This is a genomic window from Streptomyces sp. NPDC002884 (assembly GCF_040295245.1).
Classification (GTDB): domain Bacteria; phylum Actinomycetota; class Actinomycetes; order Streptomycetales; family Streptomycetaceae; genus Streptomyces.
The window spans coordinates 1-15,159 of record NZ_JBEOVB010000027.1 but is presented as its reverse complement, the minus strand read 5'-3'; the positions used below and the strand labels follow the sequence as shown (position 1 = coordinate 15,159).

The window sequence follows — 15,159 nt, the reverse complement described above, 5'->3', positions numbered from 1 at the left end:
TTGCCACGGCAATCGCCGGCGCCGCTTTCGTGATCACGCCTCCGAACGTGAGCGGGGTCAGGTGACGTCGGGTGTGCGCGGTGTTGTGGACAGGGCTGCCAGGTAGGCGGGCAGGGCCGCCGCGGTGTCGGGGAGGGGGAAGCGGGTGCCGAGGTGGCCGTCGGGGCGGATGACGAAGGCGGTCGGGCCGTCGGGGCGGTAGAGGCGGGCGAACTCGCCTGCGGCGTCGCGGTAGGCGGCGACGGGCAGGGCGTCGGGGGTGGTCTCGCGGGGGAGTACGGCGATGACCTGGAGGTCGGGAGCGGCGGCCGCGGTTGCTTTCATGGCCTCGGTTGCCGCTGCCGCCACCGCCGCCACCGAGCTGGGGTCCGTTGCCGTCGCGTAGAAGAGGACCACGTGGGCCGTGCGTCCGCGCAGGACGTCGAGCAGGCGCCAGGGGTAGGCGGACCCGGGAGCGGTCAGGCCGGTGCAGTCCGGGGCGCGGTCGCCGGGACGGGGGGTTTCGGGCGGGCCGTCGGTGGCATGGTCGCCGGGTGCGCCGGGTGCGCCGGGTGCGCCGGGTGCGCCGGGTGCGCCGGGTGCGCCGGGCGCGCCGGGCGCGGTGGGGGTGAGGGGGCCGCTGCGGTAGGCGACGAGGAGTTGGGCCTCTCGGAGCAAGACGGTGCTTGGGTCGTCGGGGTCGGCCTCGATGCCCCGGGTGGCGTGGCGGACCGTCCGGCCGACGACCTCCTCGCCGATCGGGCGGCGTTCGGCGTCGTAGGTGGTGAGGAGGGCGGGTCCGGCCTCTCCCCGGACGACGAGGGCGAGTTTCCAGGCCAGGTTGCACGCGTCCTGGATGCCGGTGTTCATGCCCTGGGCGCCGGTGGGCGGATGGATGTGGGCGGCGTCGCCCGCGACGAAGACCCGTCCGTCGGCGTATCGGTCGACGATGCGGTGGCTGATGCGGAAGACGGAGGACCATCGCAGCCCGGAGAGGAGCGCCGGGGTCGGGGCGAGGCGGTCGACCACGGCCTGGAGGTGGTGCAGCTCAGGGGCGCGGCCACTCTCCAGGCCGTGCGCCACACCGTCGCCGTGCGCAACACCGTCGCCGCCCGCCACACGGTCGCCGCCTGCCACACCGTCGCCGGATGCCTCGTCGGTGGTGATCGTTCGTGTGGAGAGTTCGGGTGGGACGCGCATCGACATGCGGTAGCGGCCGGGGCCGGGGAGCGGGACGCAGACCAGCAGGTCGTCGGTGGAGCCGTCGGCGGCCAGGTGGCTGGAGCGGATGGCGTAGTCGTGGGGCAGGTCCCAGTCGGTCTCGACGTCGCCCAGCATGTACTCCTCGTCGAAGGCCGCCCCCTCGTAGTCGAGGCCCAGCCCCTTGCGCACCGTGCTGTGGGCTCCGTCGCAGCCGATCAGGTAGCCGGCCCGTACCTCTTCCTCCGCACCGGAGGCCTTGCGCAGGTGGACGGTGACACCGTCCTGGTCCTGGGTGAACGACAGCAGCTCGGTGCCGCGTTCGATGGAGGTGCCGAGGCCGGCGACGTACTCCTCCAGGAGGCGCTCGGTCTCGTACTGCGGTAGCGCGGCGAACGCGTAGGGCACCTCGGGCGGCAGCGTGAGCTCGATGCGCGCCCGCTCCTCGCCGTTGACGTAGACCAACTGACCGCGCAGCGTCGCGGCGGCCTCCAGGATCGTGCGGGCCAGGCCCATCCGGTCCCAGATCTCCAGGGTGCGTGGCTGGATCCCGACGGCCTTCGCGTACGGGAGGCGGGCGGGCAGGCGGTCCACGAGCCGGCAGCGCACCCCCTGCCGGCGCAACTCCGCGGCCGCGCTCAGCCCGACCGGGCCGGCGCCCGCGATCAGTACGTCGGTTGTTCCGGGGTGTGTCACGGGTGCCTCCCAGTGCGGTGCTCGGCCCCCGGCGCGGTCCCGTCATCCATGGTCACCCGGCTGCGGCCGGAGGGCGAGCCGGGCGGGTAGCCGCCACGATCGACCGTTTGTTCCGATGTGCGGGGTTCGGTCGATGTGGCCCGTTATCGTCACCGATGCGTCACAGATCGACCGTCAGAAGAACCTGGGCGCCTGCCCGTTCTGTCTGTGTCGACGGACGGCACGCGGGTGGGTGGGTGCCGAGGGCCGACGCCCTCGGCGATCGGATTCGGGGGCGCGGCATGCAGTACGGGAACACCGACGCGAACACCAACAGCAACACCAACACCAACACCGACGAGAACGCGAACACCAACAGCAACACCGACACGAACGCGAACGCGAACACGAACAGGAACGGGAACGGGCACATGCGCTGGAACAGGTTCGGAATGCGGGCTTCCGTGATGGCGGCCGTCGTGGCCTCCGCCGCTCTGACGTTGACGGGATGCGATGCGGGGGAGTCCTCCAGCGCTTCCGTCGATCCCGCCTCCGCCGGCCCCTCCTCCGCCACGCCCTCCTCCGCCACACCCGCCCCCGTGACCTCCCCTTCCACGGCGTCCCCTTCCACGGCGTCCCCCTCCGCCTCGTCCGCCGAGAGCACCGCTGTCGTGACGCCCGCCGTGGCCAGCCCTCCGGGTGGTGCCGTGCCGGTCTGTTCCGCGGGGAGCCTGAAGGTCGCCGCCCGGCAGGCCGCCGATCGGCCGGCCGGTACGGGGATCGGGGCGGCGGTGGTCGAGTTCACCAACAGCTCGGCCAAGGCCTGCGTCCTCAAGGGGCATCCGACCGTCGCGGGAGCCGGCAACGGCTCTCCCGAGAAGAACGCCCCGCTCTCCGTCACGACGACCGGAACCGCCTCGTCGGTGAAGCTGGCCCCCAAGGGCAAGGCGTGGGTGAAGCTGACCTTCGTGCAGGTGCAGGGGGAGGCCGACGGGTTCTGCGAGTCCGGTGCGGAGCCCGTGGTGTACCCCACGCTCGTCGTCGGACTGCCGGGCGCGGGCAAGCACCAGGTCGCCCTGGACGACGGCCAGTTCGCGCAGTGCGACAACAAGGTGACCGTCACCGCCGTCTCGGCGGTCAAGCCTTCCTGACCCGCGGCGACGTCCTTCGACGTCCTTCGGCGTCCTTCGGCGCTCTTCGGTGAACGTGCCGAGCGAGCTCACACCGTCCGTCGACGTCGTTCGGCGGACGGTCCGGGCGAGGAGCTCACACCGTCAGCGGCACCGGGTGGATCTCGTCCGCCATGTGGCCGGTGCGCTCGTGGACGCGGAGGACGGCCTCCGCCGAGGGCGCTTCGGAGAGGCAGTAGACGGTGCCGGACTCCGGGTCCGCCCAGGCTCGGTCGAAGTGCACACCCTCTTCGCCCTCGATGGCGAGGTCCGCCCGGTGGGCCTCGAGGAGCTGGTCGGCGGTGATGCCCTGCATGCCGTGGTGGACGTCCATGAAGCGGGTCATGACTGCCCGCCCCCTTCCGGTCTTCGTCGTGCCTGCGTCCGTGCCGGCGCTCGCGCGCCCGCTCTTCCATGCTGCGCTCGCGCTCCCCGCGCGGCGACCCGACGGGGAGCGGCCCGGGCATGACGAGGGGCCCGGCGCCGACCTCGGCACCGGGCCCCTCGTCACCTGCGTTCGTCGGGCGTCTTCAGCCGCACTGGCAGGGGTTGCCCGACTGGCACCCGCAGCCGCACCCGGAACCGCAGCCGCACGCGCCGATGAGCATCAGGTTCCTGATCTCGGCGGGCTGCTCGGTCGGGCGTTCCTGTGCGGGGTCGGGCGTGGGAGTGACGGGGGACTCGGCCATGGGTTCCTCCCGGAGGCGTAGGACCTGTGCCCATTGCATGCCCGTTCCGCTGGGCGCATCAACGGCTCAAGGGCGCACGGTGGCTTGCGCGCGCCCAGGAGGGATCCGGTACGCCTCCGGCCGGACGCCCCCGTGGTCACACCCGTGGTCACACCCGTCACGGCCGGGCTCAGACCTCCTCGGCTGCCGCTCCCGTTCCCGCTCCCGTGCCGGCTGCCGTGCCCGCTCCGGGCGCCGGCTGGATGTCCGGCTGGATGTCCGCCTGGAGATCGTCCGCGTGCTCGCCCGTCACCAGGAACACCACGCGCTTGGCGACGGCCACCGCGTGGTCGGCGAACCGCTCGTAGTAGCGGCCCAGCAGCGTGACGTCGACGGCCGTCTCGATGCCGTGCTTCCAGCGGTCGTCCAGCAGGTGCTGGAAGAGGGTGCGGTGCAGGAGGTCCATCGCGTCGTCGTCCGACTCCAGCTGGAGCGCGAGGTCGACGTCCTTGGTGACGACGACCTCCGCCGCCTTCGCCATCAGGCGCTGCGCGAGCTGGCCCATCTCCAGGATCGTGGCGTGCAGGTCCTGCGGGACCGCACGGTTCGGGAAGCGCAGCCGCGCCAGCTTCGCCACGTGCTGGGCCAGGTCGCCGGAGCGCTCCAGGTCGGCCGACATCCGCAGCGACGTGACCACGATCCGCAGGTCCGTCGCCACCGGCTGCTGCCGGGCCAGCAGCGCTATCGCCCGTGCCTCCAGGTCGTGCTGCAGCTCGTCGACCTTCTTGTCGGCCTCGATGACGCTCTCGGCGAGCTTCAGGTCGGCGTCGAGAATGGCGGTCGTGGCGCGTCCGATCGCCGACCCGACCAGCCGGGCCATCTCCACCAGGCTGTCGCCGATCGAGTCCAGTTCCTCGTGGTACGCGTCCCGCATCAGGGTTCCCTCTCGTACGTCGTGCTTGGGGTTCGGGTTCGGTTCCGGGGGCCAGAACCGGCTGCGAACCGAGCCGGAACCGGCTGCTGCACCGGCGCCGACCGGCCGTGGAACCGGTGCTGCGAACCCCACGGTGCCACGGTCCGCCCCGTACGCGTCGATTTCCGGCACCTCAAATGAACCACCACTGGCTCCAAGGTGAACTCTGGGCGACGAGTGTTCGAGGTCGCACCTCGATAGCTGTGGCCAGGACCGATCGCGTGCCTAACCTGGTGGCATGGACGTGAACGCGGCGGTCGCCGCAGCAGCAGCGATCGCCGGGGTACTCACCGGCGTCATCGCCATGCTGGCGTTCCGCTGGAGCGAGCGGGAGCAGAAGCGCCCCACGCGCACCTCCCTGCACACGGACCCGGTGCTTCCGCCGGGTGTGGACACCGTCCTCTCCGTGCTTCGCTCCTCCGCCGTCGTGCTCGACGAGGCTGACGCCGTCGTGAAGGCCAGCTCCGCCGCCTACGCCCTCGGGCTGGTGCGCGGCGGCCGGCTCAGCGTCGAGCCCATGCTCAAGATGGCCCGGGACACCAGACGCGACGGAGAGATACGCCAGGTCGAGCTGGACCTTCCCCGGCGCGGGACCGGGCGCGGCGAGGCTCTCGCCGTGTCCGCCAGAGTGGCTCCGCTGGGCTCCCGGCTGGTCCTCCTGCTCGTGGAGGACCTCACCGAGGCCCGTCGCATCGAGGCGGTCCGGCGGGACTTCGTGGCGAACGTCAGCCATGAGCTGAAGACGCCGGTCGGCGCTCTCTCCCTCCTCTCCGAGGCCGTCATGGACGCCTCGGAGGATCCGGAGGCGGTGGAGCGGTTCGCCGGCCGTATGCAGATCGAGGCCACCCGGCTGACCAGCCTGGTCCAGGAGCTCATCGACCTCTCGAGGGTCCAGAACGACGATCCCCTCGAGGACGCCGAGCCGGTGGGCATCGACGAGCTGGTCGCCGAGGCCGTCGATCGCTGCCGTCACCAGGCGGGCACCAAGCAGATCACGATGGCCGCCGGCGGCACCGCCGACCTGCGCGTCTTCGGGAACCGGGGCCAGCTGGCCGCGGCCCTCGGCAACCTGGTCGAGAACGCCGTCAACTACTCACCCGCCCGGACCCGCGTCGGTATAGCCGCCCGCCGGGTGAGCGCGCCGGGCGGGGACCTGATCGAGATCGCCGTGACCGACCAGGGCATCGGCATCTCCGACAAGGACAAGGAGCGCATCTTCGAGCGCTTCTACCGCGTCGACCCGGCCCGCTCCCGCCAGACGGGCGGTACGGGACTGGGCCTGGCGATCGTCAAGCACGTGGCCGCCTCGCACGGCGGGGAGGTCACGGTGTGGAGCGCCGAGAACCAGGGCTCCACGTTCACCCTGCGTCTTCCGGAGGCGGGCGTGGCCCGCGACCGCGCGCATCAGCACCCCGACCCGGACGAGGTCGACGACGTCGACGACCTCGATGACGTCGACGGCCTCGACGAGGTCGGCCACTCCTCCCCTCACCGCACGACCCAGACAACACCCCGCGCCTCATCCCCCGATTCGTCCGCGTACCGGACGCTTTCCGCCCCGGAGGTCCTTCCGTGACCCGAGTGCTCGTCGTCGAGGACGAGGAGTCCTTTTCCGACGCCCTGTCGTACATGCTCCGCAAGGAGGGTTTCGAGGTCGCCATCGCGGCCACCGGGCCCGACGGACTCGACGAGTTCGAGCGCAACGGCGCCGACCTCGTGCTGCTCGACCTGATGCTGCCGGGCCTGCCCGGTACGGAGGTGTGCCGTCAGCTGCGCGGCCGCTCCAACGTCCCCGTGATCATGGTGACCGCGAAGGACAGCGAGATCGACAAGGTCGTCGGCCTGGAGATAGGAGCCGACGACTATGTCACCAAGCCCTTCTCCTCGCGCGAGCTGGTCGCCCGTATCCGGGCCGTCCTGCGCCGCCGCGGTGAGCCGGAGGAGGTGACCCCGGCGGCTCTGGAGGCCGGCCCGGTCCGTATGGACGTCGACCGCCACGTCGTGACGGTCTCCGGTTCCAAGGTCGACCTCCCCCTCAAGGAGTTCGACCTGCTGGAGATGCTGCTGCGCAACGCCGGCCGCGTGCTGACCCGTATGCAGCTCATCGACCGGGTCTGGGGCGCCGACTACGTGGGCGACACCAAGACCCTCGACGTCCACGTCAAGCGCCTGCGGGCCAAGATCGAGCCCGACCCCGGGGCCCCGCGCTATCTGGTCACGGTCCGCGGTCTGGGCTACAAGTTCGAGCCGTAGACCCGGGCCGTCGGGGACGGGTGCTCGAGCCCGGCCCGGGCGCCCCGCGGTACCTGGTCGTGGTCCGCGGCCCGGGTTGCGCGTCCGAGCCGTGGACCGGCTCGTGTCGGGGACGGACGAGTGAGCGAGGAGGGCGGCGCCCCGGGTGGGGTGCCGCCCTCCTCGTGTGTACGGGTGCGCGTACGGGTCAGTGACCGGCGGCCGACTCCGAAGCCGACGCGGAAGCTGAGTCCGACGCGGAGGCCGAGTCCGACGGGGACGCCGATCCGGACTCGGAGGTGCCGTTCTCCCCGGCCGCGCCGGAAGCCGACCCGGAGGGGGACGCCGACGCGCTCTTGGAGGGGGACTCCGCGGCGCTCGGGATGTCGCTCGGACCCCACTTGGTGAAGTAGCTCTCGGCGGGGACGACGAAGGCGCGCAGGCTGATGTCGCCGGTGTCGCTGAAGGTGAAGGTCACCTTCTGGGCGTCGCCGTCCTTGACGGCCTCGCGGCTGCTCGACAGGACGGCGGAGGCGTTGTTCGCGCCGCCGATGACGACCGAACCGCCGGCCGGGACGGTCAGCGCGCCCTTGCCCTTGGCGGGCGAGAGCGTGGCGGACTTGCCGCCGTCGAGGGTGATGGACTCCAGCGTCTGTGCTGTGCTGCCGCTGTTGAAGACGGTCGCCGAGATCACGGCGGGACCGGTCGACTCCGGGTCGGGCTGGGTGATGACGATGACGTTCTGAAGCTTGATGTCGCCGACGCTCGTGGCGGCGTTGTCCGGCTTGATCTCCAGGGTCTGGGAGTCGTTGCCGGCCCCACAGGCGGCGAGCGAGGCGATCGAGAACGCGATGGCGGAAGCGGCGAGGGCACCGCGTCGAAGGCTGCTGCTCACGGCGGCGGCAACTCCTTGAACACACGGGCGGCTTTCCTTTGGATAAAGCCGTCCTAAGGGTCTGTCAGCGGCCTTAGGTTACCGAGCCGTTCTCGCACCACCGCACCCGACCCGCCTCTAGAGCGATCCCGTGCCTCGACGGACGAGCTGAACGGTCTCCGGTACCACCTGTCCCGACCGCCACAAGTGACCCGCGAGTGACCCACGAGTCACCTCGGCTTCACCCGTCGTCTTCTTGTCCGTCTTCTCGTCGGTCTTCTCGTCCGTCTTCGCGGATGCCTTCCCGCCCGCCTTCCCGTCGTCTTCCTCTCCTCTTCCTGCCGTCTTCCGGTCCTCTTCCGGCTCACCGGCCATTCGCATAACCGCACCGGACGTCCGCTCACGGATTTTCGGTGAAGGAATGCGAGGTCATCCCCGGAATTGATCACGGCCCGGGCCGAGGGGTCGATGATCAATTCCGGAAACGACTCGTATCCGGCCACGTGAACCGAACGGAGTAGCGGAAGTCGCACTCCTGAAAGCGGACATATGTGGACGTTCGGCCGTTCGGGCGGGGCTTCGGATGTGTGTAACGTGCGCGTTTCTCCCCCCTCGGAGAGCGCCTCCGACCTGCGAATACCTGCTTCCGTCGGCCCTGCGCAGCACGTTCCTGTTACTGTTGTCAAGCCCCGAGATATGCCCTGACCTGCGAAAACGCCATTCAGAACCCGCAGTTTCCGTGTTACCCTGGATAGCCACGGAAGGGGTACCTGTCACATGACGTTCAAGGTTGGCGACACCGTGGTCTATCCCCATCACGGGGCCGCGCTGATCGAGGCCATCGAAACTCGCCAGATCAAAGGCGTGGACAAGACCTACTTGGTGCTGAAGGTCGCCCAGGGTGACCTGACGGTACGTGTGCCAGCGGACAATGCGGAGTTCGTCGGCGTACGTGATGTGGTCGGTCAGGACGGGCTGGACCGGGTCTTCGAGGTGCTGCGCGCGCCGTACGCCGAGGAGCCCACGAACTGGTCGCGTCGTTACAAGGCAAATCTGGAGAAGCTCGCCTCCGGCGATGTCATCAAGGTCGCGGAAGTCGTGCGTGACCTGTGGCGTCGTGAGCGCGAGCGCGGACTCTCCGCCGGTGAGAAGCGCATGCTCGCCAAGGCCCGCCAGATCCTGGTGAGCGAGCTCGCTCTCGCGGAGAACACCAACGAGGACAAGGCCGAAGCCCTGCTCGACGAGGTGCTCGCGTCCTGAGCTCGACGCGTTTTTCACGTGCTGACTCCGGCCCGAGACCGGTCTCGGCACGCTGAAGAACACGCACGCCGAAGAACACTGAAATGCCGCGGTGCCCGATGACGAATTTCCCGTCGCCGGGCGCTGCGGCATGTTCGCGCCAGGACAACCGCCGTACGCCCCACCCCCGAAGGGGTGGTCGGCCGGCACAGCCCCGAACCGCCCCCGATAATGCGACCGATGCTTCGATACTTGGTGTGCCGGGCCCGGGCTGCTGCCTCGACCGGCACGTCACGGAAGGGTCCGGTCAAGGCGTCGCGCCCGGCACTTCCAGGGCCATACCCACGCCGGGCCGGAACACAAACCTGACAGGAACCGATGTCTGACGATTCGCGTCCCTCCCCCGCGCCCGCCCGCACGGCCGCGGTGATTCCGGCCGCAGGGCGGGGCGTCCGCCTCGGTCCGGGCGCCCCCAAGGCGCTCCGCACGCTGGGCGGCACACCCATGCTGATCCACGCGGTGCGCGCCCTCGCCGCCTCCCGTGCCGTCTCCCTGGTCGTCGTCGTGGCGCCGCCGGACGGCGCCGCCGAGGTGAGGTCGCTGCTCGACGCGCACGCGCTGCCCGACCGCACCGACTTCCTGGTCGTGCCCGGCGGTGACTCCCGTCAGGAGTCCGTGAAGCTCGGCCTGGACGCGCTGCCGCCCGGCCACGACATCGTCCTCGTGCACGACGCCGCCCGGCCCCTCGTCCCCGTCGACACGGTGGACGCCGTGATCGAGGCCGTACGCGAGGGCGCCCCCGCCGTCGTCCCGGCGCTGCCGCTCGCGGACACCGTCAAGGAGGTCGAACCGGCCGGGACCGTCGGCGACCCCGAGCCGGTCGTCGCGACGCCCGAGCGCGCCCGCCTCCGTGCCGTGCAGACCCCGCAGGGCTTCGACCGGGCCACCCTGGTCCGCGCCCACGAGACGGTCACGGACAACGTCACCGACGACGCGAGCATGATCGAGCAGCTGGGTCTCACCGTCGTGGTCGTCCCCGGTCACGAGGAGGCCTTCAAGGTCACCCGGCCCCTCGACCTCGTCCTCGCGGAGGCGGTCCTGGCCCGCAGGAGGCTCAACGATGGCTTCTGAGACGAGGCCCCCGCTTCCCCAGGTCGGCATCGGCACCGACATCCACGCCTTCGAGGAGGGCCGCGAGCTGTGGTGCGCGGGCCTGAAGTGGGAAGGGGAGGGCACCGGACTGGCCGGGCACTCCGACGCGGACGTCGTCGCGCACGCCGCCTGCAACGCGCTCTTCTCCGCGGCCGGCCTCGGCGACCTGGGGCAGCACTTCGGCACCGGGCGCCCCGAGTGGTCCGGCGCCTCGGGCGTCACCCTGCTCACGGAGGCGGCCCGGATCGTCCGCGCGGCCGGCTTCGACATCGGCAACATCGCCGTTCAGGTCGTCGGACCCCGCCCCAAGATCGGCAAGCGGCGCGACGAGGCCCAGAAGGTCCTGTCCGAGGCGGCGGGAGCCCCGGTGTCGGTGTCGGGCGCGACGACGGACGGGCTCGGGTTCCCGGGACGCGACGAGGGCCTGATGGCGATCGCGACGGCACTGGTGGCGCGGACCGGCCGACCGGCGGGCTGACCGGGCGGCTGACCGGCGGGCCGCGCCGGCGACGGCCGCGCCGGCCGACATATGCCATGGCATGTCACGAATGTGTGGCCCTTGGGCGGAAGGGGCTCGGGGCATCGCTCCGCGCCCACTACCCTGGAGTGGTGACCATTCGCCTGTACGACACCAGTGCCCGGCAGATCCGTGACTTCGCCCCGCTCCAGCCGGGTTGTGTCTCGATCTACCTGTGTGGTGCCACCGTGCAGGCGGCTCCGCACATCGGGCACATCCGTTCGGGCCTGAACTTCGACATCATGCGCCGGTGGTTCGCCCACCGCGGCTACGACGTCACGTTCATCCGCAACGTCACCGACATCGACGACAAGATCATCGCCAAGTCGCACGACCAGGGTCGCCCCTGGTGGTCGATCGGGTACGAGAACGAGCGCGCGTTCAACGACGGTTACCAGGCGCTGGGTTGCCTGCCGCCGACGTACGAACCCCGCGCCACCGGGCACGTGCCCGAGATGATCGAGATGATGCGCGGGCTGATCGAGCGGGGTCACGCCTACGAGTCCGAGGGCAACGTCTACTTCGACGTGCGCTCGTTCCCGGAGTACCTCCAGTTGTCCAACCAGGAGCTGGACAACCTGCTCCAGCCCTCGGCGGACGGCGAGACCGGCAAGCGCGACCAACGCGACTTCGCGCTCTGGAAGTCCGTCAAGCCGGGCGAGCCGAGCTGGGAGACCCCCTGGGGCCGCGGGCGTCCCGGCTGGCACCTCGAGTGCTCGGCGATGGCGCACAAGTACCTGGGCCCCGTCTTCGACATCCACGGCGGCGGCCTCGACCTGATCTTCCCCCACCACGAGAACGAGATCGCCCAGGCCAAGGCCTACGGCGACGAGTTCGCGCGGTACTGGGTGCACAACGCCTGGGTCACCATGAGCGGCGAGAAGATGTCGAAGTCGCTGGGCAACAGCGTCCTCGTCTCCGAGATGGTGAAGCAGTGGCGCCCGATCGTGCTGCGCTACTACCTCGGCACGCCCCACTACCGCTCGATGATCGAGTACAGCGAGGAGTCGCTGCGCGAGGCCGAGTCGGCGTTCGCGCGGATCGAGGGCTTCGTGCAGCGCGTCGTCGAGAAGGCCGGAGGGGTCGTCGAGCCTGCGGCCGAGGTGCCGCCCGCCTTCGCCGAGGCGATGGACGACGACCTGGGCGTCCCGCAGGCACTGGCCATCGTGCACACGACGGTCCGGCAGGGGAACTCGGCCCTCGCCGCCGACGACAAGGAAGCCGCCGTGGCCCGCCTCGCCGAGGTCCGCGCCATGCTCGGCGTCCTCGGTCTGGACCCGCTCGACGCGCACTGGGCCGGCGAGGAGAGCCGGGGCGAGGACCTGCACGGCGTGGTCGACAGCCTCGTACGACTCGTCCTCGACCAGCGCGAGTCGGCCCGCGCGCGCAAGGACTGGGCGACCGCGGACGCCATCCGTGACCAGCTCACCCAGTCCGGCCTGGCCATCGAGGACGGCCCGCAGGGGCCCCGCTGGAGCCTCGGCCCGCGTTAGGGCGGCCTCAGGGCCTGTCCTTGATCGACTGTGCCGCCCGGCCTTCCGGGCGGCACACTGCATAAGACGTACGTACGAAAGCTCACGGAGACGAGAGATTCATGGCAGCCAACAACCGCCGCATGTCCGGCAAGAAGGGCGCGCAGGTCGGCAGTGGCGGCCAGCGGCGCCGAGGCCTGGAGGGCAAGGGTCCGACCCCGCCCGCCGAGATGCGCAAGAAGCACAAGGCGAACCGCATCGCGACCGCCAAGGCGAAGCAGGCCGTCCGCCGGCCCGCACAGCGCGGCCGTGGCGGCAAGGGCACGTCCGAGATGGTCGTCGGCCGTAACTCCGTCGTCGAGGCGCTGCGCGAGGGCGTGCCCGCGACGACGCTGTACGTGCAGCAGTTCATCGACAACGACGAGCGGGTGCGCGAGGCGCTCCAGCTCGCCGCCGAGCGCGGCGGCATCCACCTCATGGAAGCCCCGCGTCCCGAGCTGGACCGCATGACCAACGGCCTCAACCACCAGGGTCTGGTCCTCCAGGTCCCGCCGTACGAGTACGCGCACCCCGAGGACCTGGCCTCGGCCGCCTACGACAACGGCGAGGACCCGCTGATCGTCGCCCTCGACGGCGTGACCGACCCGCGCAACCTGGGTGCCGTCGTCCGCTCCGTCTCCGCCTTCGGCGGCCACGGCGTCGTCGTCCCCGAGCGCCGCGCGGCCGGTATGACGGCCGGCGCCTGGAAGACGTCCGCCGGTGCGGCCGCCCGTACCCCGGTCGCCCGTGCCACCAACCTCACCCGCGCCCTGGAGGCCTACAAGAAGGCCGGAATCGCGGTGGTCGGCCTGGCCGCCGACGGCGAGCACCAGGTCGGCACGCTGAAGGCTCTGGACGGTCCGGTCGTCATCGTCGTCGGCAGCGAGGGCAAGGGCCTCTCCCGCCTGGTCGGCGAGACCTGCGACTTCCGGGTACGGATCCCGATGCCGGGCGGCGCGGAATCCCTGAACGCGGGTGTCGCGGCCGGGATCGTGCTGTACGAGGCCTCGCGGCGCCGGGGCTGAGGCAGGCTCCGCTCCGCCGGCCCGGGCCGGCGGAGCCCGCCGGTCTCAGGCCGGCGCAGCCGTCCGGAGCCACGTGGCGTGCCGGGGCGGCAGAGGGAAACAGTTCACTCGGACGGGTTAATGCCGACGGGTAGTGCGACCTTGACGGAGTCCGGACAGATCCGGCGGGTCAAAGCAGTGTCCTAAACACACGTCACTCGGTTAGATGAGTGTGGACACCAGAACACCCCGCACACCCACGGGGGACCGCTCGTCGGGATTCGACGACGCTCCCGCGCTGAGCATGGTGAAGGTGCCGAGCGATCCGGCGCAGATCATCGTCAGCCACGCGAGCTTCCGTGTGCAGCTGGGCGCGTCGGCGCGGCGTAACCAATCCCCGCGGATCGCCCGGCACGTGAGCGCCATCGATGACACCGCGCGCGTCTCCGCCGTCGGGGCGGCGGTCAGAGCGGGCGCCGCTTCCGGTGGCCGTCGGCGGGCCGTCGTGTGGAGCGGCAAGTCCGCCCCGGACGACACCGGCGCCCACCGACTGCTCCAGGCCGTGCGGGCAGGCAGCGTAGGCCACGGCGAACCGCCCGGTGCCGACGCCGGAGCCACCCAGGTCATCCCCCGCCTCGACGCGGGCGGCCGGGGGTACGACGGCGGCCTCGCCGCGCAGACCCTGGAGACCCCGATCGTCGGCGCCCAGCGGGCGCCCGTCGGCGGTGAGCAGCGGATCCTGCCGAACATGCGGGGCGTCGGCAGCGCCTACGACGAACCCGCCTACGACGACGCCCAGTTCGAGGACTTCGGGGACGCCGACGACGATCCCGGACCGGCGCCGCGCAGCCGGCGGCACGCCGACGACCCCGCCCGGCACGCCTATTACCCGGGCCGCCGGATGAACCTCGGCGTGGTGCTGCTCCCGCTGCGCATCTTCCTCGGCTTCATCTCCATCTACGCCGGCATGGGCAAGCTGTGCGACCCCGTCTACTTCGACGGCGGCAAGCGCGGCTCCATGGTGAAGTGGCTCGTCACCCTGCACCCGTGGGAAGTCGCCGAGCCGCTGCGCCAGTTCGCCCTGCACCACCCCGTCGGCTCCGGCCTCGTCATCGCCTTCCTCCAGGTCGTCGTGGGCGTTCTCACGGTCCTGGGGTGCTGGCAGCGGGTCGCCGCGGTCGTCGGCGCCGGGCTCTCGGCCGCGCTCATCGTGACCGTCAGCTGGAAGACCGTCCCGGTCTACGACACCCCCGACATCATCTACCTCGCCGCCTGGTCGCCGCTGATCATCGCCGGCGCCCCCGTCTACTCGGTGGACGGCCGGCTCGCCGCCGGTGCGTGGCGCCGGCTCGGCCCGCGCTCCGACCTGTGGGAGCTGCGCCGGTACGTGCTGCGTCGCGGGGCCCTGGTCACCGCGATCGCCGTCGGGCTCACCCTGCTCGTCGGCTCGCTGCTCGGCGGCGCGGTCCGCGACGCCGACCGGGTGGTCGTGCCCGGCCCGGGCGAGCCCCCGCGCAACGAGCTGCCCGGCTCGCCGCTGCCGGAGAAGTCCGGCACGCACAAGGCCTCCCGGAAGCCCGTCGCGTCCAGCTCGCCCACCCAGGGCGCCACTTCGGCGGCCCCGACGGCGGGCACGGACAGCGAGCCCTCCGCGGAGCAGGACTCCGGCACCACCGGCAGCGGCGACGCAGGCGCGCCCAGTCAGACGCAGGGCACCGCGGGCGAGGCCCCGCCGGAGCAGTCCACCCCGGTGGAGCAGGCCCCCGCGACCAGCTCGGGCCCGTCCTCCGGCGGCTCGGCCACCTCGGGCGGTTCGACGAGCGGCGGCGGTGGCGGCGGCTCGGACGGCGGCTCGTCCTCTTCCGGCCAGCCGGGCCTGGTGGGCGGCCTGCTCGGGTAGGGACGGCAATGAAGCACCGAGGGTGGGGGCCGCGGGATACCCCGCCGGCGCCCCCGAGGATGTTGA

15 protein-coding genes are annotated in these 15,159 nt (G+C 71.4%); 9 read left to right on the top strand and 6 right to left on the bottom strand.

Going from position 1 to position 15,159, the window contains the following annotated elements:
- Window positions 1–57: 57 nt before the first annotated feature.
- On the bottom strand, window positions 58–1,875 hold the full coding sequence (locus ABT070_RS34825; RefSeq protein WP_351766661.1) for an FAD-dependent monooxygenase: 1,818 nt from the start codon (window positions 1,873–1,875) through the stop codon (window positions 58–60).
- Window positions 1,876–2,035: 160 nt separating this feature from the next.
- The gene (locus ABT070_RS34820; RefSeq protein ID WP_351766660.1) at window positions 2,036–2,485 is read right to left on the bottom strand and encodes a hypothetical protein; all 450 of its coding nucleotides are present in this window, start codon (window positions 2,483–2,485) and stop codon (window positions 2,036–2,038) included.
- 76 nt (window positions 2,486–2,561) lie between these two features.
- Between ABT070_RS34820 and ABT070_RS34815 the strand changes: the two genes are divergently transcribed.
- Entirely contained in the window at window positions 2,562–3,005 is a 444-nt protein-coding gene (locus tag ABT070_RS34815; RefSeq protein ID WP_351766658.1) for a DUF4232 domain-containing protein, read from the top strand.
- A 115-nt stretch (window positions 3,006–3,120) separates the two neighbouring features.
- On the opposite strand, the gene ABT070_RS34810 is transcribed toward ABT070_RS34815, so the two are convergent.
- The 3 genes from ABT070_RS34810 to phoU form a co-directional block, all read right to left on the bottom strand.
- On the bottom strand, window positions 3,121–3,369 hold the full coding sequence (locus tag ABT070_RS34810) for an SCO4226 family nickel-binding protein (protein WP_351766656.1): 249 nt from the start codon (window positions 3,367–3,369) through the stop codon (window positions 3,121–3,123).
- A gap of 184 nt (window positions 3,370–3,553) precedes the next feature.
- Window positions 3,554–3,712: a hypothetical protein gene (locus ABT070_RS34805; protein ID WP_199825037.1), complete on the bottom strand. Its 159-nt coding sequence runs from the start codon at window positions 3,710–3,712 to the stop codon at window positions 3,554–3,556.
- A gap of 169 nt (window positions 3,713–3,881) precedes the next feature.
- On the bottom strand, window positions 3,882–4,625 hold the full coding sequence (gene phoU / locus ABT070_RS34800) for a phosphate signaling complex protein PhoU (RefSeq protein ID WP_351766653.1): 744 nt from the start codon (window positions 4,623–4,625) through the stop codon (window positions 3,882–3,884).
- 277 nt (window positions 4,626–4,902) lie between these two features.
- Between phoU and phoR the strand changes: the two genes are divergently transcribed.
- Together phoR and phoP are read left to right on the top strand one after the other, a co-directional pair.
- On the top strand, window positions 4,903–6,240 hold the full coding sequence (gene phoR / locus ABT070_RS34795) for a two-component system sensor histidine kinase PhoR (RefSeq protein WP_351766651.1): 1,338 nt from the start codon (window positions 4,903–4,905) through the stop codon (window positions 6,238–6,240).
- Window positions 6,241–6,245: 5 nt separating this feature from the next.
- Window positions 6,246–6,917 (top strand): two-component system response regulator PhoP, encoded by a 672-nt coding sequence (gene phoP / locus ABT070_RS34790; RefSeq protein ID WP_005476807.1) that lies wholly within the window; start codon window positions 6,246–6,248, stop codon window positions 6,915–6,917.
- A gap of 187 nt (window positions 6,918–7,104) precedes the next feature.
- On the opposite strand, the gene ABT070_RS34785 is transcribed toward phoP, so the two are convergent.
- A complete protein-coding gene (locus ABT070_RS34785; protein WP_351766649.1) occupies window positions 7,105–7,791 on the bottom strand; it encodes a copper chaperone PCu(A)C domain-containing protein in 687 nt (228 codons plus the stop codon).
- Between the two features lie 756 nt (window positions 7,792–8,547).
- Here ABT070_RS34785 and ABT070_RS34780 point away from each other — a divergent pair.
- From ABT070_RS34780 to ABT070_RS34755, 6 genes are all read left to right on the top strand, one after another.
- Window positions 8,548–9,030, top strand: coding sequence for a CarD family transcriptional regulator (locus tag ABT070_RS34780; RefSeq protein ID WP_003953493.1), 483 nt, complete (start codon window positions 8,548–8,550; stop codon window positions 9,028–9,030).
- 357 nt (window positions 9,031–9,387) lie between these two features.
- Window positions 9,388–10,140 carry a 2-C-methyl-D-erythritol 4-phosphate cytidylyltransferase gene (gene ispD, locus ABT070_RS34775; protein ID WP_351766647.1) on the top strand — a complete coding sequence of 251 codons (753 nt, stop codon included), beginning with the start codon at window positions 9,388–9,390 and terminating at the stop codon, window positions 10,138–10,140.
- Window positions 10,130–10,639, top strand: coding sequence for a 2-C-methyl-D-erythritol 2,4-cyclodiphosphate synthase (gene ispF, locus ABT070_RS34770; protein ID WP_351766645.1), 510 nt, complete (start codon window positions 10,130–10,132; stop codon window positions 10,637–10,639). Before ispD ends, ispF begins: the two co-directional genes overlap by 11 nt.
- 131 nt (window positions 10,640–10,770) lie before the next feature.
- Window positions 10,771–12,171, top strand: coding sequence for a cysteine--tRNA ligase (cysS, locus tag ABT070_RS34765; RefSeq protein WP_351766643.1), 1,401 nt, complete (start codon window positions 10,771–10,773; stop codon window positions 12,169–12,171).
- A 101-nt stretch (window positions 12,172–12,272) separates the two neighbouring features.
- The gene (rlmB, locus tag ABT070_RS34760) at window positions 12,273–13,214 is read left to right on the top strand and encodes a 23S rRNA (guanosine(2251)-2'-O)-methyltransferase RlmB (protein WP_351766641.1); all 942 of its coding nucleotides are present in this window, start codon (window positions 12,273–12,275) and stop codon (window positions 13,212–13,214) included.
- Window positions 13,215–13,419: 205 nt separating this feature from the next.
- On the top strand, window positions 13,420–15,093 hold the full coding sequence (locus tag ABT070_RS34755; RefSeq protein ID WP_351766640.1) for a DoxX family membrane protein: 1,674 nt from the start codon (window positions 13,420–13,422) through the stop codon (window positions 15,091–15,093).
- Window positions 15,094–15,159 lie beyond the last annotated feature (66 nt).